Origin of the sequence: Pseudopedobacter saltans DSM 12145, from assembly GCF_000190735.1 — a bacterium.
GTDB lineage: Bacteria > Bacteroidota > Bacteroidia > Sphingobacteriales > Sphingobacteriaceae > Pseudopedobacter > Pseudopedobacter saltans.
The window spans coordinates 2984002-3002951 of sequence record NC_015177.1; the positions used below are offsets into that span (position 1 = coordinate 2984002).

The following is an 18950-nucleotide window of genomic DNA, read 5'->3' on the forward strand; positions in this document are numbered from 1 at the left end:
TACTTCCTCGTGGAGAATAACGGATTCGAACCGTTGACCCCCTGCGTGCAAGGCAGGTGCTCTAGCCAGCTGAGCTAATTCCCCTCTTAAGGATGTCCCCTGTAGTCCCGAGCAGATTTGAACTGCTGACCCCTACATTATCAGTGTAGTGCTCTAACCAACTGAGCTACGGGACTATATTCCCCTTAGCCTGCCGTTATCTTCACTAACCGGCTACATCTCTTTAAAGGTTCATCTCTTTTTTTGATTAAGATATATTCATATAGCACCGTCCGTCTCGGACAGCTCCAGAAAGGAGGTATTCCAGCCGCACCTTCCGGTACGGCTACCTTGTTACGACTTAGCCCCAGTTATCGGTTTTACCCTAGGCCGCTCCTTGCGGTTACGGACTTTAGGCACCCCCAATTTCCATGGCTTGACGGGCGGTGTGTACAAGGCCCGGGAACGTATTCACCGCGTCATTGCTGATACGCGATTACTAGCGAATCCAACTTCACGGAGCCGAGTTGCAGGCTCCGATCCGAACTGTGATCGGCTTTTTGAGATTGGCATCCTGTTGCCAGGTAGCAGCCCTCTGTACCGACCATTGTAGCACGTGTGTAGCCCCGGACGTAAGGGCCATGATGACTTGACGTCGTCCCATCCTTCCTCACTGCTTGCGCAGGCAGTCTGTTTAGAGTCCCCACCTTAAATGCTGGCAACTAAACATAGGGGTTGCGCTCGTTGCGGGACTTAACCCAACACCTCACGGCACGAGCTGACGACAGCCATGCAGCACCTAGTTTCCTGTCCCGAAGGACTGATCTATCTCTAAATCATTCAGTAACTTTCAAGCCCGGGTAAGGTTCCTCGCGTATCATCGAATTAAACCACATGCTCCTCCGCTTGTGCGGGCCCCCGTCAATTCCTTTGAGTTTCACCCTTGCGGACGTACTCCCCAGGTGGATGACTTAACGCTTTCGCTTGGACGCTAACGGTATATCGCTAACATCGAGTCATCATCGTTTAGGGCGTGGACTACCAGGGTATCTAATCCTGTTCGATACCCACGCTTTCGAGCCTCAGCGTCAATTATAGCTTAGCAAGCTGCCTTCGCAATCGGTGTTCTGTGACATATCTATGCATTTCACCGCTACTTGTCACATTCCGCCTACCTCAACTATATTCAAGCCAAACAGTATCAAGGGCACTGCGACAGTTGAGCTGCCGTCTTTCACCCCTGACTTATCCAGCCGCCTACGCTCCCTTTAAACCCAATAAATCCGGATAACGCTCGGATCCTCCGTATTACCGCGGCTGCTGGCACGGAGTTAGCCGATCCTTATTCTTTAGGTACATTCAGCTTCCTACTCGTAAGAAGGTTTATTCCCTAACAAAAGCAGTTTACAACCCATAGGGCAGTCTTCCTGCACGCGGCATGGCTGGTTCAGAGTTCCCTCCATTGACCAATATTCCTTACTGCTGCCTCCCGTAGGAGTCTGGTCCGTGTCTCAGTACCAGTGTGGGGGGCAATCCTCTCAGATCCCCTAGCCATCGTCGCCTTGGTGGGCCGTTACCCCGCCAACTAGCTAATGGCACGCATGCCCATCTATCACCTCCTCAGATTTGATCATAATATGATGCCATATCATGATGTCATGCGGTGTTAATCCGACTTTCGCCGAGCTATCCCCCTGTGATAGGTAGGTTGCATACGCGTTACGCACCCGTTCGCCACTCTCATCAGCCTAAAGCAAGCTTTAAACTGAATCCCGTTCGACTTGCATGTATTAGGCCTGCCGCTAGCGTTCATCCTGAGCCAGGATCAAACTCTCCATTGTAAAATGTTATGTTCGATACTGACATGATGTCAATATTTCTTTTTTCTTGTCTTCCGTCTGTCCCGACGTTTGTTGACTGTGCTATATGATATGATCTTAAAGAACTTCCCGCCTTCCAGTCACTGGTCGGCTTTTATATCTTCCACCCATTCAGGTGGGAAATCTTTTTCGCTTTGTTTCCGTAGCCCTCGTGGCTCCGTCCCGTTCGGGAGTGCAAAGGTAGGAATCTTTTTCTTTCCTGCAAGAACTTTTTTTTATTTTTTTTCAGCAACCCTTTTTTCTCTCTTTATCCCTCTCCTGCTAACCCTTTAAGCTGCTGCCGTTCCTGCCTATTCCTTCAGTTTCCTATGCCCCTTCCTCGCGATTGGGAGTGCAAATGTACGAACTTTATATTAACCCGCAAATCTTTTTAAAACCTTTTTATACCATTAAACGCAATCAACTGGCTGACAGGGGAATACTTTTAAAGAAATTCGATTTTACTTAAAACCCTTCTCGATTACGCACAAAATTAAAAAGCTCGTTGATTGGCTTTTCCAGAATAATCCCTACGTTAACCCCATGTTTTTTACAAACCTTCTTTAAAATACTCTGAAATTCGAAAGCTGTTGGCCCCACAAAATTGCAGACATATTCTTTATAGTGTTTATAAGTTAATATATGAGTCCTTACAAAATCATCCAATCCTTTCTCTAAAAGATCCGAACAGTATGGATGATCGATATGCCTTTTTAAGAATATATTATGGGATGAAAGGTAAAAATTAGGCAATGGCTTTTGATATATACTTTGAATTACATCTTCTTTTGTCACTTTGAATTCTTCGAAGAACAAAGCTTCTAAGTCAGAAGGCATCTTTTTATAAAGGAACTCTGTGATTAATTTCTTCCCAAAAAGGGTCCCAGATCCTTCGTCATCGAATATATATCCTAGCCCATGTACTCCTTCATGGAGAATCTTACCATCATAAAAAGATATATTTGATCCTGTTCCTAAAATGCAATTGATACCAGGCTTGTCCTTACAGGTTGCGTAAGCCGAACCGAGTATATCATTTTCTACATTTACAAAAGCATTAGGAAATCTTAAAGTAAGTGCATTTGTCACAGTCTCTCTACGGTCCGGGCTGTTGCACCCTGCTCCAAAAAAATGAACTTCTGTTATACCTGATATATACTCATCAAGTATTTTAATAGCATTGAGAACTTTAACTATTTCTCTCTCCGAAAGAAAAAAAGGGTTAATTCCGGGGCTGGAAAATTCTAAAATCTCTTTATTCTCCAACAACAACACCCAATCGGTAACCGCAGATCCCCCGTCAGCAACTAATAACATTTCTAAATTCCCTTTAAAGTATCTGCAGTAAGCGGTTTTCCGTAAAAATCTGAAACATTATTAAATTCATCGATCTTTTTATGATCTGTAGGATCCAGAGAGGACGATAGCATGACTATCTTCACTTCGTTTTTATGATAGAAAGGCAATTGTTGAAATTCTACTAAAAAATCGAAACCCGTCTTGACCGGCATTTTTATATCGACAAAAATAACCTGTGGTAATTGCTCAGGATTAGCAGAAAGCTGTTTTAAAAACTTAATAGCGTCTTCGCAAGATTGCTGGATGTACACTTTCTCCGCAAAAAAAGTACTGGAGATAACTTTCTCATTAATCGCATTGTCTATGTGATTATCATCAACCAGCAGCACATTTTTATATTTATATGATGACATATAGATAGTTTATAAAGTCAACAAATATAGAAAAGATGAAGGATATAAAAATCTTTCTCTTAAAGTTCTATAGTTCCTGCCAGTTCTCTAAGTGAAATTTCGGCAAGCTTCGCCTTAAATTGAGCGTTTGAAAACCTTGCGTTTGCGTCTACAAAGTTTCTCTGTGCCTCTCTCAATTCCAGCGGGCCAATACTTCCTAATTTGTACTTTTCTAATGTGATCTTTAAATTTTCTTCGGCTACATCCACATTTCGCTTCTCTAATTCAACCAATCTTAGATTAGTTTGATAATCGCTATACAGATTAATTAATTGCGCATTAACGTTTTGGATTATTTTTTCTGTATTAAGCTTGGAGTTGTTCAGCTCGATCTTAGCATTCTTTTCATTTTTATTCTGCTGAAGCCCGTTAAAAATATTTACAGAGGCTGTTATTCCATAATTAAATCCATGACTATTGGATCGGATGGAAAAACCGGTAGGAGGCGATGTTGTTTTGGCAAAATTATAGCCGGATGTAAGCGCTATTGTAGGATATCTTGCTCCCCGCACACTCTTAAGGTTTAGTTCTGATAACTTTTGATTTACCGCAGCGATCTGTAATTGAGGATTCTGTGATGATAATTGCTGTTGTAATGTTTCGTAAGAAAGAGACTTATCCACAATAATAGTATCCGAAATATTAAAAGAAGTATTCAAATCTCTGGCTAATAACTCATTCAGCTTTGTTTTGCTGGTGCTATATTGCCCTCTTTGCCTCAACAAAAGCGAACTATCGGCAGTTAAATCTACTTTTGCTGCGAGTAATTCCAATTTTGATCCTTTTCCGATTTTATAGCGGCTATCCGCATTTTTCAAGCGGGTTTGCGATACTTCCAATGCAGTTTGCGTAGCGTCCAGCTGTTGTTCCTGAGAAACTAAATCAAAATAAGAAGCTATGATATCCGCTATCGTGGCTTGGATATTCGACTTAACATTTAATTCTCCCAGTCTATCAAACTCCTTTAATTTATCATAATTGGTGAACATCTGGAATCCATCGAAGATCCTCCAGTTTAAACTGGCTCCATAATTCAGATTAGTTGTTTTAGCATTATCGGCATTTCTTGTTCCTCCGTTTGACAACTCCACTTCCGACGTTTGCACATTGTTTACATCTGTCAAATTACCTGTAACAACTGGCAGCATACCAGAAATACCATATTTTAAATCATTGGCACTGATCTCTTTTAAATTCTTACTTAATTTTATGTCGTAGTTATTTTCTAAGCCTATTTTAATAGCATCCTCTAAAGTCAGTCTATTATTCTGTGCATTTATCTTATTTGTACAGAATAGAGATAGGATTACTAAGAAATAGATTATCTGCTTCTTCATATTATGAATTTCTTTCTGCTAATTCAATTTCTTTTGCTGCCATTTCAGCTTTACTTATTTTGTGCTCTCTGGACCAGTAGGAATATATAGCGGGAATAACATATAAGGTTAATATTAAAGAGAACATTGTTCCTCCTATAATTACAGTTCCCATACTCATCCTACTCTTTGCTGCCGCTCCCAGCGCCATAGCAATAGGCAAAGCACCTAATGCGATGGCCAAACTTGTCATCAAAATTGGTCTTAACCTGGCAACAGCCGATTGCCTGATTGCCTGAGGAAGCGGCACTCCCTGCTCTTTAAGCTGATTGGCAAATTCTACAATCAGGATACCATTCTTGGTTACCAGACCAATTAACATAATGGTACCGATCTGACTGAATATATTCCAGCTTTGTCCCAATATCCACAAAGAGAAGAATGCTCCTGCAACCGCAAGTGGCACCGTCACAATAATAATAATCGGATCTATAAAACTCTCGAACTGTGCCGAAAGTATCAGGTAAACCAGTAAAAGTGCCAGGCCAAAGGCAAATATCGTATTCGAATTACTTTCACTAAAGTCTCTTGACTCTCCGGCCAAATCTGTCGAGAACGTATCATCCAGGACTTTTTCTTTTGCCCTTTCCATTGCTGCTATGCCATCTCCCATTGTCTTACCCGGCGCTAATCCTGCCGAAACAGTAGCCGAAGCGAAACGATTATTTCTATATAATTGTGGAGGGCTGCTACGCTCTTCTATCGTAACCAGATTATCAAGTTGAATCAGTTCTCCTTTTTTATTTCTTACAAAGACTGAAGTTAAATCGTAGGGATCATCTCTTTTATCACGGTCAAACTGTCCTATTACCTGATATTGCTTTCCGTTCATGATAAAATAGGCAAAGCGTTGTGCACTAAAAGAAAGTTGTAATGTTTGCGCAATATCCAATACTGATACGCCTAAATCCTGCGCTTTATTTCTATCTATAGAGATACTCAATTCAGGTTTATTGAATTTAAGATTCACATCTGTATTGGTAAAAGTTGGATCCTGAGAAATTTCATGCATAAACAGCGGTACTTTCTCCCGCAAATCTTCGAAACTATTTGCCTGTATAATGTACTGCACAGGTAAACCTCTCACCCTACCTACCGAAATTGTTGGCTGCTGGATGACGAAAGCCCTTGCTTCGGAAAGCTTTCTTGTTATCTGTGTAAGTTCCTGTGCTATTTCCTGTTGGGTTCTTTCCCTTTTATCGGCATCCACTAATCGAAGCCTGATTGTTCCCGTATTGGGAGCCCCGGTACCTGAAAAACCCGGAGATGTAATCGATATATGACTCAATACTTCGGGTACTGTATCTTTAATTATATGGTTTACCTTTTGGATAAATGCATCTGTATACTCAAAAGATGCACCTTCTGGTGCTGTTATAGTTAGGTTTACGCCACTTCTGTCATCCAAAGGTGCCGTTTCCTTAGGCAATACTTTCCAGAAAATCCCAATCAGAACAAAACATAAAATAACAATAGGGAATGCTAACCAGCGCCTTTTCATAAATTTATTAAGCGAGGTCTCATAACTGTTATTCATCAGTTCAAAATAGGGTTCTGTCTTATCATAAAACTTAGAATGCTTATGCTCGCTCTTCATTAAATAAGCATTTAACATTGGCGTAAGTGTTAATGATACAAAAGCAGATATCAGAACCGCAGCACCAATAACCACACCGAACTCCCGGAATAAGCGTCCCACAAATCCTTCCAGAAATATAACGGGTAAGAAAACTGCCGCAAGTGTTATCGAGATTGAAATGATAGCAAAAAATATCTCATTCGAGCCACGTATCGCTGCTTCAAAAGGCGACATTCCCTCCTCTACTTTTTTATAAATATTCTCTGTAACAACAATACCATCATCAACCACCAATCCCGTTGCAAGCACTATCGCCAACAATGTCAACACATTGATGGAGAATCCCAACAAATACATGATAAAAAATGTGGCTATCAATGATACTGGAATATCAATTAAAGGTCTGAATGCTATACTCCAATCTCTAAAGAACAGATAAATGATAATGATAACCAAAACCAGTGCTATCAAAATTGTTTCGGCAACTTCTGTAACCGACCTTTTAATAAATAAAGTATTGTCTAATGCTATATTTAAAGTATAATCTTCCGGCAATTCCTTTTTCAGCTCGTCATAACGCTTATAAAATTCTTTGGCTATATCCAGATAATTTGCTCCAGGCTGAGGAATAATAGCTGTTGCAACCATTGGCTTTCCGGAAGAACGTAATACTGTTTCTTCATTTTCGGGACCTAAAACCGCAGAGCCCACATCCTTTAAACGAATGATATTTGTACCATCGTTTTTAATAATCAGCTCTTCAAATTCATCTTCAGAGCTTAGGTTTCCAGATGTTTTTACTACCAGTTCGGTATTATCACCAGAAATCTTTCCCGATGGCAAATCCACATTCTGTGCCTCCAGTGCATTTCTAACATCTAAAGGCGTCAATGCATAAGAAGCCAATTTATCCGGATTCAGCCATAATCTCATTGCAAACTTCTTTTGCCCCCAAATTTGTACACTCGAAACACCGGGTATGGTTTGGATTCGCTGTGCAATAACGTTCTCTGCAAAATCGCTCACTTCCAAAATATTCCTTTTATCACTTTGGATTGTCATAGAGATTATTGCATCCGAGTTAGCGTCTGCCTTAGAAACTATTGGCAAGCCATCTATATCTTTAGGAAGCTGCCTGGCCGCCTGTGAAACTTTATCTCTTACGTCATTCGCAGCTTCTTCTAAGTTTTTGTTCAGATTAAATTCTATAGTAATTACACTACTCCCCTGATTACTTGAAGAAGAGAGGTTTTTGATACCGTCTATACTATTTAAAGACTTTTCCAGCGGTTCGGTTATCTGCGATTCTACGATATCTGCGTTTGCCCCCGGATAACTTGTCCTTACCGATACAACCGGTGGGTCTATGGAGGGAAACTCTCTTACCCCTAGAAATGTGTAGCCAATAATTCCAAACAGAACAATCACAAGGTTCATTACAATGGCAAGTACCGGCCTTTTTATACTTGTTGTTGAAATACTCATTGAGACTGCTTTTTATTGTTTTACCACTTTTACCTTAACTTCCTGATCTGCCCTAAGCGACATTAATCCTGATATTATTACTGTATCGCCTGCATTTAAACCAGATGTGATCAAAACATCCTTATCTGTTCTGATATCTGTGTCTACATCTTTAGCAACTGCTTTTCCATTCTCGTAAACAAACACCTGTTTCCCTTTTAACACCGGAACAATCGCTTCTGTAGGAACAAGAATCGCATTTTCAATAGATTCTAACGGCAATTTAACATTCGCAAATGTGCCGGGAAGTAAATTGCCGGAAGCATTATCTGCTCTGGCTCTCAAAAGCAAAGTTCTTGTATTCACATTGATAGACGGTTCAATAGCATATACTACGGCCTCCATCGATTTATTATTGCCTGCTACTGTAAAATCGAATTTAGACCCCACTTTTACACGATTTGCATATTTCTCTGGAATCGAAAAATCAATTTTCACAGGATTTACACTCACCAGATTAGCAATATCAGTAGTTGGTGTAATATAAGCACCTACAGAGATGCTCCTTAAACCAATTCGGCCCGAAAACGGAGCGCGGATTTCTGTTTTAGACAACTGAGCCTTTATCAATTGCGATTGAGCTTGAAGTGATTTCAATTCTGCCAGCGCATTATCATATTCTTCCTGACTGATGGCCTCTGCTTCTAACAATTTCGAAGCTCTGCGCTCGACTTCAAAAGCAAGTTTCTCTTTTGTTACTGCCTGCGCTAGTTGTGCTTTTAACTCCCTATCATCTATTTTCACCAAAGTAGCACCTTTAGAAACCACTGTCCCTTCTTTAAAATAAATCTCTCTTACCAGACCAGAGATCTCACTTTTGAGACTAACCTGTTCATTAGCTTCTACAGATCCAGAAACGGAAATGGCATTATTAAACTTTTGAGATTTTACGACGATTGCCTGAAGTGTGCCCGATGGCCCTTTGTTTGAAGCCTTCCCCCCGCCTGCTGCTGAATCAGCTTTCGATTCTCCCTGAACTCTTTTATAAATTAGATAAGCTAAAACTAGAACTATTAAAGTGTAAACAATATATTTTATTTTCATCGTTAGGTTTGATTACAAAAAAAGTGCGACTCCAATTTGCTAATATGCTGAATATCTACAAATTTTCTGCCTATATAAGTATCATTCGCATTACAATTATAATCTATATGACTACAAAAGCCTATAGAAAGTTTAATTTTGAAATTCATAATTGTCTATTTTCACTTATGCATCTAAAATCAGTTTACATATTTTTCATAGTTATTTTTATGACTAACACCATTTCTAAAGCTCAAAATAACCAGTCTGTTTCTTACACTTTATCATTTCCCCAACCTCATACTCACTATGTAGAGGTAGAAATGCGAATCGATCATGTAAACAGCAACGAACTGGAAGTCATCCTCCCTGTCTGGGCTCCCGGCTCTTATCTCATTCGCGAATTTTCTAAGAATATCGAAGGTTTTAAAGCTGCAAGCGCTTCAGGAAAACCTTTGAATTGCAACAAGATAAGAAAGAACGCATGGAAAATAGAAACCAATGGCGAAAAAAATATCGTTGCCAGGTATAAAATATATGCTTTTGAAATTTCGGTAAGAACAAGTTTTGTTGATGAAAATCACGCCTTCATCTCCCCAACAGGTGTCTTTATGTATACCCAAGAAGCTTTTAACAATCCAGTAAATGTTAGTATCAAGCCTTACGAGAATTGGTCCAAAATATCTACCGGATTAGCCCAAAGTTCATCAGACAAAAACACTTTTACAGCACAAAATTTCGATTGGCTGTATGATTCTCCTATCGAGATAGGTAATCAGGATGTATTTGAGTTTACCGCCGCAGGGGTGTTGCATGAAGTCGCTATGGTAGGCGGCGGAAATTATGACATCAACAGCCTGAAGACTGATATGACAAAAGTGATAGAGGAATCAACTTCTATTTTTGGAGAAAACCCTAATAAAAAATATGTATTTATTGTTCATAACTATAAAAATGGCGGTGGCGGCCTGGAGCATCTAAACTCTACTGTTTTGGGCGCCAAAAGAATGGGATATAATGACCCTGTGATTTACGCCAACTTTTTAGGTCTTGTTGCTCATGAATATTTTCACCTTTGGAATGTAAAACGCTTAAGGCCGGCCGCATTGGGACCTTTTGATTACGAAAAAGAGAATTATACCACCGATCTATGGATAGCCGAAGGTTTCACAGCTTACTATGATAATCTTTTAATCAAAAGAGCACATCTGATTAATGAAGATCGTTATTTACAGCTGTTAGGCGAAGATATTCAATCACAAATGAATTTGGGCGGGGACAAAATCCAACCTGTAGCCGAAGCAAGTTTCGATGCCTGGATAAAATACTACAGACAAAATGAAAACAGCTCCAACTCGCAGGTTTCATATTATACTAAAGGCTCGCTTTTAGCATTAATTCTTAACCTGGAAATTCTGCATCAAACTAAAGGAAAGAAAAGTCTGGACGATGTACTTAAAACAGCCTATTTCGAGTTCTATAAAGAAAAAAATATTGGCTTTACCAGTGAGGAGTTTAAGGGTTTACTAGAAAAAACCGCAGGTATAAATTTAGATACCTTCTATCAGGATTATGTATACGGAACCACTCCTATAGATTTTGATAAATATCTGGGCTATGTTGGCTTAACCTTAAAATATATAGTCCCTATGGAAAATCCATCTTTGGGAATCGTTGCCAACAAAAGTAACATCATCACAAAAGTTGTAAGAGATGGCAGTGCATGGAATAGCGGATTAAATGTTAATGATGAAATATTAGCCATCAACCAACAACGTATTGAGGATATACCAACGGCGTTGGAAAATAGAAAAATTGGCGAGAAAATAGATGTTTTGATCAGTCGAGACGGAATCCTTAAAACCATAACCGTCACTCTGCAAAAAGACAATAACAATAAAATACAGATTGTAAAGAAAGATCGAGCAGATAAGGACGCTATCAAATTGTATAATAAATGGTTGAAAAATTAAGACCCCTGAAGTGATAAAAGGTCGGAAGTCGAAGTCTGGATGACCACAGGGGTAGTCTGCACTTGTTATCGCAGAGTCCTCTATGAGAGACCATTGCTCAGACAGTAGGATTTGTATTGTTCAAGGAACTTAAAAATCCCATAAGAAAGGGGCTATTCAACCTTTAGACTCTGCGTTAATATACAAGTCAATTTTATATTTTTTGTAATTTTGGGTTTTAGGCAGTCTTGTACCAGCCTGTTTAGGGTGGCCGTTTTTGGCCGCCCTAATTTGTATCTAGCTTTTCGTTCTGATACTTTTTGAGATGGTATTGTGGGAAGGAACGACGACTAATCTCACTTAAAGATTATGCAAACAACGAATGATGGTCGAACTCAGGTTCCCAGGACAATTTCATTAAACATTAAAAATTCAGCATTTAACATTTTTCCGTTGTTAGCTTTTTTAGTAAGAATAATTATTTCTAAAATATATAGCGGATAGTGATTGCCGGTTCCAAATCTAAAAACGGACCTTTAGCTAATTCCAATCTCGGATGCAAATCAGCTCCTAAAGATAAAGGCGCATTAGGAATTAACCACTCGGCTCCTATTACGGCATCCGCACCCAATAAAAGTCCACTTTTGTAAACTTTATCATCATTTCCTGTATATCTTCTATACCTTTCCCCATTGATTCCGCCTATATGAGCTCCAAGACCAAAATACCATTTCAAATCAGGCACATCCAACAGAGGCGCATGTTTTTCATATAATCCTGTCAGAACAAAAACTCCTGTTCTAAAACCTAAAATACCTTCGTAAGCAGTATTTTCATCCACGAAATATTTACCGGTTAAACCATTTTCATAACCTCCAAATCTAAGGCCTACTCCCGCAGTGTAATCCTGAGCTTTGGTATTCAAGAAGAATAAAATAGAGAATAGAGCTGTTAAAAAAAATCTGTGTTTCATGTAAGTAATCTTTGAAAGTACAACGCCGTGTACAGCATTAAATTTTGTGCAAGTATAGAAATAAAAAAAACTTATATTCCCTTAAATCGTTAATTTAATACTGTTAGAGACTGATATTGTATCTTTTTTAGTCGGTATGTCGCCTGAAAATATTTTTGCATTGCAGACTAAAAATCAGTAATTTAAGACAACAGATTAACTTTATGTCTATGCAAGGAATTTCAAGAGTATTCGATCTGCTTTCTTATAACAAGGCAAATTATAGTTACAACGATGTTTTAGCCTATAAAAAAGACTCCAAATGGGTAAAATATTCCTGCGAAGACTTCATAAAAATCTCTGACCAGGTGAGTAAAGGACTCATTCGATTAGGAATAAAAAAAGATGACAAAGTCGCGATTATGGCGGAAAATATGCCCGAATGGAATTTTTGCGATTTCGGGATCATGCAAATTGGCGCCGCTCAGGTCCCAATGTACCCAACTTTGGCCGAGAATGATATTAAGTTTATTTTTAAAGACGCAGATATAAAAGTGGTATTTGTCTCGTCTGAACCATTATACCAAAAGCTCAAACGCATTGCAGAGGAAAATGGTCAGGATATCAAAATCTATACCTTCGAAAAGATTGATGGTGCGCCCCATTGGACAGAAATTATCGAAACACATGATGATGAGTCGTTTATTGATTTGGACGAATACCGAAGTAAAATCACGGGAGACGACTTATTAACTTTAATATACACATCCGGTACAACAGGTACGCCAAAGGGCGTAATGCTAACGCATAAAAACCTTTTAAGTAATATCGAGGCCTCTGCCAAACTTTATCCCGAAGGTGTTACAAGGGCACTAAGCTTTTTACCCTTATCTCATATTTTCGAAAGAATGGTGGTATATATGTATTTTTATTTGGGAATCTCTGTTTACTATGCAGAGAGCCTGGATACAATTGTACAAAACCTCTCGGAAGTAAAACCACATTGTTTTACAAGTGTACCGCGATTGCTGGAAAAGGTATACGATAAAATTGTAGCTAAAGGTCACGAACTTACAGGGATAAAGAAAAGCCTGTTCTTTTGGGCACTAAATCTGGGATTAAAATACGAGCTTGACGGAGCCAATGGCGCATGGTATGAACTGCAATTAAAGCTTGCAAGGAAGCTGATCTTCAAAAAATGGAAAGATGCACTTGGCGGAGAAATCATGCTGATTGTATCAGGTGGCGCTGCTCTGCAAGAAAGATTAGCAAGAGTATTTTGGGGTGCCGGCATAAAAGTTCTGGAAGGTTACGGCTTAACGGAAACATCTCCTGTTATTTCGGTAAATGGGCCGCGTAAAGGTGAAACGAAGTTCGGTACTGTAGGAAAACCTTTATTCAATGTAGAGGTAAAAATTGCAGAAGACGGTGAAATCTTGTGTAAAGGACCAAGCCTAATGAAGGGTTATTATAAAAGGGACGATGCTACGCAGGAAGCCGTTACAGAAGGAGGATGGTTTCATACCGGTGATATAGGAAATCTGAAAGATGGATTTCTTACAATAACAGACCGTAAAAAAGAAGTATTTAAAACTGCCGGAGGAAAATATGTAGCGCCTCAGGTTCTAGAAACCAAGTTCAAAGAATCCACGTTCATAGAGCAGGTGATGGTTCTGGGTGAAAACAGACGTTTCCCGTCGGCTCTAATTGTTCCAAATTTCGAAAAAGTGATTGAGTGGGCTAAACGCAACCAAATTGCGGAAACTGATCACCAAAAGCTGGCCAAAAACCAGAAAGTAATTGATAAAATATGGTCTGAGGTGGACCGGTTAAACGCCGATTTCGGCAAATGGGAAAAGGTAAAAAAGATAGCGCTGCTACCACATGAATTTACCATCGACGGCGGGGAATTAACTCCAAAACTTAGCCTAAGAAGAAAGGTAATCCTCAAAAATAATGAAGCCGCTATAGAGGAGATCTACAAAGACGAAGAACATCATGATATTTAAAAACAAAAGGGATTTTTACAATCCCTTTTGTTTTTTACTTTCCTAATAATCAATATTGTATTAGGACATCGCTCCTTCGAGTGAATTACCAACCTGATAAGTTTTATACAAATCCAAACATTTAAGATTATGCCCCCTATGGTTCAATAAAACTGAACAAATTCTCCTGCAGCTTGCTTACTAATAGGCAGTATATATTATACTTTCTTTCTGAAATCATGTAAAATGATACGAGTCTCGTTAAAAACAGAGGGCAGATATCTTATTCATATATCTACTTTTATTCTGCATTTATACCAGAGTGAGTCCACCTTTTTTATAAAAAACATGGATTTATAATTGATTCTTAACTATTTTATTCTATTTTCATAGATAGCTAATCTGTTGTTTGTCTGCCAATTATACCGTATCTTTATTAAAGAGAGCTTGTACTGATATAAAAAAAAGGAGGTTTACACATGGCAATTATTGACAAAAAAGGTTTTATCCGTGGCAGAATTGGTAATATGGTATACCGAAAAGTGGGCGACACCAATATTATCCAGAGCAGACCCGGAGAAGTGCGCCAAACAGCGGCCACCAAAGAGAGTGCACTGGAATTTGGATTGGCGAGTAGTACAGCTAAGGTATTGCGTCAAATGTTTACAGGATTATCACACTATGCGGATGGCAGCATGATTAACCGTTTGAACAATACTGTATTAAATGCTATCAGAAGTGGGACGGAGGAAACCCGGGGCCAACGTGATCTGCATCATGCAGATCTTTCTACCTTAATAGGTTTCCAGTTCAACAGAAACTCTCCCCTGGATGAAACACTGTTGATATCACCAGATATTGTAATAAACAATAATGGTTTGGTAAAGATAACCATACCTGCATTTGAGAGTAATGAATTATGTTGGTTGCCCGCTGCCAATGGCTGTTTCCTTCGCTTTACGGTAATATCCGTAGATTTCAAACAGCAATACCACCAGTTATTGGGACATCACGAGATAGATGTATCAAAAGGTAAAAATATGGAACAAATGGAGTGGACCACACCTGAAAGGGCCGAAAAGGGTAGCATTATTCTGGTTGCTCTCTCTGTTGTATTTTATGCGCCTGACGGTATCCGACGCGACGGTATTGTTCTCAACGATAAGAGTTTCTTTCCGGCAGCTATCATTGCTGCTTTTCATAGTCCGTATACAGCAAATGGCAAGGAAAATAAAGAAACAGATTCTTACAGATTCCCACTTGCCGGCTATCAGGGTGAGGATATGTTACGTGAACTGAAACGCTTACAACTTAAAGAAAGTAAAAAGAAGTAAAACAATAGCGGTGCGATTGATCTTTCAGTTTTTACATTTCTATAAAATTACAAAAAATAGTGACCTTTAGCTAAGTGCCTCTCTTACTTTCATAGTTGTTTTGTAAATAGTAAAAGAGATATATCCAATATAAACAGCATTGAATAAATTGGCTATAACGTTGATTCGCTATAAGACTGTTGATGTAATGAGCCCTTAATTTACAATACAGACCTGCATAAGCGCAAGCCCTGATCTGTCCCTTTTCCGGATGCTTCAAAACTATGGCGATTGAAAATCTGGCAACGGCTATCTGCCCCCATCCAACCTCCTCCTCTCTGAGATCTTAACAATCCCATTGGTGTCTGGTAATCCTGGTACCAATCCTCACACCACTCTCTTACATTACCAGACATATCATAAACACCCAACTCATTTGGTTTTTTAACTCCTATTTTTTTTGTTGAACAACGATTGTTTTCTAAAATCATCCAGGACCACTCTCCTTTTAGCTCTTTATTGCCCGAGTTTTTCCAGAACCATGCTACTTCGTTGATATCGTCACTACCACTATAGCTATAATTTAAACTCTCCTGTCCTCCACTCGCGGCATATTCCCACTCCAACTCGGTTGGCAATCTGTAGCCGTTGGCATTTTTCCTGACCTTTACTGTATATTTCAAGCTATCAAACTCACTTTTATTGTCTGTGTCTTTTTTCATCTTATCAAGCAGATACACAGGCTCCAACCCTTCTTTAAGGCTTCGTTTATTACAGTATTCAATACTTTCATACCAATTTATGCTTTCTACCGGTAGGCTGTCTCCTTTAAAGCCAGAAGGATTATATCCCATTACTTCCCACCATTCTTTCTGAGTAACCTCATACTTACTTATGTAAAAATCACGGATGAGAACTGAACTATTATAAAGATTTGATTTTATATTTTTTGTAAATCCTCCTTTTACAAAAACGAAACCGGGGGGAGCACTCTTGTTGAATTTGCAAGAATCAATACTAAATATTATTACCAGCAAACCATATAATAATCTCATAAATTTTGTTATATTCTATCAGGAGATTTACAATCAGATTGGGGACTATACAAAACCAAAAAGCATTTTTATAGTCCCCTTCAATTGAGTTTATTTATAGCAGATTATTATTGCTGCCATACCGTTGCATTTACATAACCGTTGCTTCCGCCATAAGCTTCAGTTAACAGAATAGCGGCAGGAGAAAAGTCACTACCTAAAGATAAACCAGCCTGTTGCCATGCATAAGCATGATTCCCAAAGGTAATTACTTTGTTTTGTCCTGTTGGAGCCTGTGAAGTACGGGTACTAAAAATTTGACGAAACGTTTGTGTTCCATCAATAGATGGAGCATTGTAACGCATAGCTGTGTAGATGTCATATTGTGCATCATCCGACCAAAACGAGCCCTTCTTTTCTCCTGTAGGTCTACTACTTCCCCACTTTTCATTAACATAGTACTCGATAAGCGGACTTCTTGTCCAGCCATAATAAGCCAATACTCCCCCGCCGTTACAGGTATATGCTCCGCAATTATAACCAATTTTACGGGTCGGAGATCCATTGCTCCAGCCTTTTCCACACGTAAAATTGCCTGTATAGTTCCATGATACGCTATAATTTCCTCCGGATCCATTGGTATAGGTTACATAACCACTCTGATCGTCTTTCCAAAGCGACCAGAAATACCCGTTGTTAGTACCCGATTGATAAGATTGTACTTCTGCACCTCCTTTAGATGAGTTTTTAGCAAGTGTAAGCTGTTCGCTTTCTGCCACACTTTCTTTTTTGCAGCTACTTAAAATTGTTGTACCTACAGCAATAGCTACTACTGCTGCACCTAAAGCAACCTTATGGGATGCTTTACTCCTTAGAGATTGTTTTTTCATAAAATATTTACAATTGATTAACAAACTCAAAACAAGCGAGTTAACACCAAAACCAATAGCACACATCGATATTTTACTGGAACAAATGTTCTTCGGAGAAATATAGCTACCTATAACCTTTCCTATGTTCTATATCTTGAAGACGTCTGGGGCCACCATTATTACTATTACACAGATTACTAACTCATTTCATCAACTTCACCGAAACCACTGATTTTAAAGGCAGACTCACTGTTACCGATTGTTTATCACTACCCAGTATCACACTTTTCTTTTCCATATTCTGTGTTTCTGTAGTTACTACGGCTTCACCACTTTTTACCGCAACAGGTAAATTTATTTTGAGCGACACCGGTGTATTCCCCTGATTAAGCACTACAAACGTTAAATCTGTACTGCCACTATAAGCTGTAATTTCTACCTGGTTGTTATTAGCTATATTCCCTACTTGTATTCGCTTTCTACCGGTGGCGTATTTAGCATAATGCGACAGTACATAACCCCTTTTCAGTACTTCTCCCATCACGGTTCCTTTATCACCATCACCAAGCATGCTGTAAGAACGCTTTAAGTACCACCAGAAATAGGCGTTAAAATTAGCCTTCATACAATCGTTCAATTCTTTAGCCAGCACCATGGCCTGCTCCCAACCCATTCCATTGTTAACTTCGTTCAGCAGGTGTTCCGTCATCCACATTTCTTTTCCTTTGGCTCTTGCCAGCGGATAGTCCTGCAAACCGCCCCCGTACAGGTGCCCACCAACAATATCCAGGTTATTTACTGCTACTGCATCGTTTAAAACGGGGTCTGTATACATTTTCTTAAAGTTTACAGCTTCTGCCGCCAGTACTTTTGCATTGATATTTGCCCCATGATTCTTTATAAAGTCGAGTATCTGCTCAGGTGTCCATTCGCAGCCGTCATATTCCGGGCTCCAGTCCGGCTCATTTTGTATAGATACCGCTTCTATGTTTATTCCCTGATTCTTCATATATGCTACGAAATCGTTGAGATGGGCTACATAATCAGCATATTTCTCTGGCAGCAAATGTCCATGAAGGTTGCTGTTGCTGCTTTTCATTTCCGCGGGTGGTGTCCATGGCGATGCCAGTATCCGGGCTCCCAATGATTGCGCTTTTAACGTAGTTGCCACGTCTCTGCTCCAGTCGTTTTTATTGGGCCATATCATAATCCGCATCATATTATAACCCAGTCCATCCTGCGAATACATTTTCTCTACTTCTGCGAGAGAAAGCGTCCCGGCCGCCCATACATTATTCATACCTCCAAAACCGGTTACATTTTGGTAAGTTTCCCCTGGGTTTACTGATATTTCTACTGGTGGCCGTGTATCTTGTCTGATAGTTACGATACTTTGCTCACCCGTGGTTTTATTGGTAAGGGTAATTTTCTGTTGTCTTTCTTCAGCATTGATGTTATCTCCATAGCTGAAAGTGATGCGGGTATTGCCACTATGATTGATACTGCCTCCATTTAAATAAGTAAATCCTGACAGGAAACCTGATTTATCGGTACTTATTTCCCATTCGGCAAATGTCCATCTTACTGTTACTTCTGCTTTACCTGCGGTGCTGGATACTACTATTTCCGATGCATTGAAACTACATTGTGAATTCCCTGATACCTCTTCTTTCTTTTTACAGTTTAATAGCAACAATGATGGCAGGAGGATTAACATGTAAAGCTTTCTTTTCATTTTCTGTCGTTTT

Annotated in this window: 12 protein-coding genes, 2 tRNA genes and 1 rRNA gene; 3 read left to right on the top strand and 12 right to left on the bottom strand. The window is 39.4% G+C overall.

What is annotated here, in order from left to right:
* Window positions 1-10 precede the first annotated feature (10 nt).
* The 8 genes from PEDSA_RS12810 to PEDSA_RS12845 form a co-directional block, all read right to left on the bottom strand.
* Window positions 11-84, bottom strand: a tRNA-Ala gene (locus PEDSA_RS12810).
* A gap of 18 nt (window positions 85-102) precedes the next feature.
* Window positions 103-176: transfer RNA gene (locus PEDSA_RS12815), tRNA-Ile, on the bottom strand.
* Window positions 177-291: 115 nt separating this feature from the next.
* Window positions 292-1820, bottom strand: a 16S ribosomal RNA gene (locus PEDSA_RS12820).
* Window positions 1821-2303: 483 nt separating this feature from the next.
* Window positions 2304-3155 carry an N-acetylglucosamine kinase gene (locus PEDSA_RS12825; RefSeq protein WP_013633573.1) on the bottom strand — a complete coding sequence of 284 codons (852 nt, stop codon included), beginning with the start codon at window positions 3153-3155 and terminating at the stop codon, window positions 2304-2306.
* A 2-nt stretch (window positions 3156-3157) separates the two neighbouring features.
* Window positions 3158-3550, bottom strand: coding sequence for a response regulator (locus tag PEDSA_RS12830; protein ID WP_013633574.1), 393 nt, complete (start codon window positions 3548-3550; stop codon window positions 3158-3160).
* Window positions 3551-3609: 59 nt separating this feature from the next.
* Complete coding sequence (locus tag PEDSA_RS12835) at window positions 3610-4926, bottom strand: TolC family protein (protein ID WP_013633575.1); 1317 nt, start codon at window positions 4924-4926, stop codon at window positions 3610-3612.
* 1 nt (window position 4927) lies between these two features.
* Complete coding sequence (locus tag PEDSA_RS12840) at window positions 4928-8029, bottom strand: efflux RND transporter permease subunit (RefSeq protein ID WP_013633576.1); 3102 nt, start codon at window positions 8027-8029, stop codon at window positions 4928-4930.
* Between the two features lie 12 nt (window positions 8030-8041).
* Entirely contained in the window at window positions 8042-9112 is a 1071-nt protein-coding gene (locus PEDSA_RS12845; protein WP_013633577.1) for an efflux RND transporter periplasmic adaptor subunit, read from the bottom strand.
* A 209-nt stretch (window positions 9113-9321) separates the two neighbouring features.
* Between PEDSA_RS12845 and PEDSA_RS12850 the strand changes: the two genes are divergently transcribed.
* Window positions 9322-11064, top strand: a complete 1743-nt coding sequence (locus tag PEDSA_RS12850) for a M61 family metallopeptidase (protein WP_148233535.1) — start codon at window positions 9322-9324, stop codon at window positions 11062-11064.
* A 463-nt stretch (window positions 11065-11527) separates the two neighbouring features.
* On the opposite strand, the gene PEDSA_RS12855 is transcribed toward PEDSA_RS12850, so the two are convergent.
* On the bottom strand, window positions 11528-12016 hold the full coding sequence (locus PEDSA_RS12855) for a hypothetical protein (protein WP_013633579.1): 489 nt from the start codon (window positions 12014-12016) through the stop codon (window positions 11528-11530).
* Window positions 12017-12225: 209 nt separating this feature from the next.
* Between PEDSA_RS12855 and PEDSA_RS12860 the strand changes: the two genes are divergently transcribed.
* Window positions 12226-14004 carry an AMP-dependent synthetase/ligase gene (locus tag PEDSA_RS12860; protein WP_013633580.1) on the top strand — a complete coding sequence of 593 codons (1779 nt, stop codon included), beginning with the start codon at window positions 12226-12228 and terminating at the stop codon, window positions 14002-14004.
* Window positions 14005-14462: 458 nt separating this feature from the next.
* Window positions 14463-15317 (top strand): hypothetical protein, encoded by an 855-nt coding sequence (locus PEDSA_RS12865; RefSeq protein ID WP_013633581.1) that lies wholly within the window; start codon window positions 14463-14465, stop codon window positions 15315-15317.
* A gap of 200 nt (window positions 15318-15517) precedes the next feature.
* Here the strand turns inward: PEDSA_RS12865 and PEDSA_RS12870 are convergent, their stop codons facing one another.
* The 3 genes from PEDSA_RS12870 to PEDSA_RS12880 all read right to left on the bottom strand — a co-directional run bounded on the left by PEDSA_RS12870 (window position 15518) and on the right by PEDSA_RS12880 (window position 18937).
* Window positions 15518-16351 (bottom strand): formylglycine-generating enzyme family protein, encoded by an 834-nt coding sequence (locus PEDSA_RS12870; RefSeq protein WP_013633582.1) that lies wholly within the window; start codon window positions 16349-16351, stop codon window positions 15518-15520.
* A gap of 107 nt (window positions 16352-16458) precedes the next feature.
* Window positions 16459-17220, bottom strand: a complete 762-nt coding sequence (locus PEDSA_RS12875) for a glycoside hydrolase family 11 protein (protein ID WP_083811776.1) — start codon at window positions 17218-17220, stop codon at window positions 16459-16461.
* A gap of 184 nt (window positions 17221-17404) precedes the next feature.
* Window positions 17405-18937 (bottom strand): glucuronoarabinoxylan endo-1,4-beta-xylanase, encoded by a 1533-nt coding sequence (locus PEDSA_RS12880; RefSeq protein WP_013633584.1) that lies wholly within the window; start codon window positions 18935-18937, stop codon window positions 17405-17407.
* Between the last annotated feature and the right edge of the window lie 13 nt (window positions 18938-18950).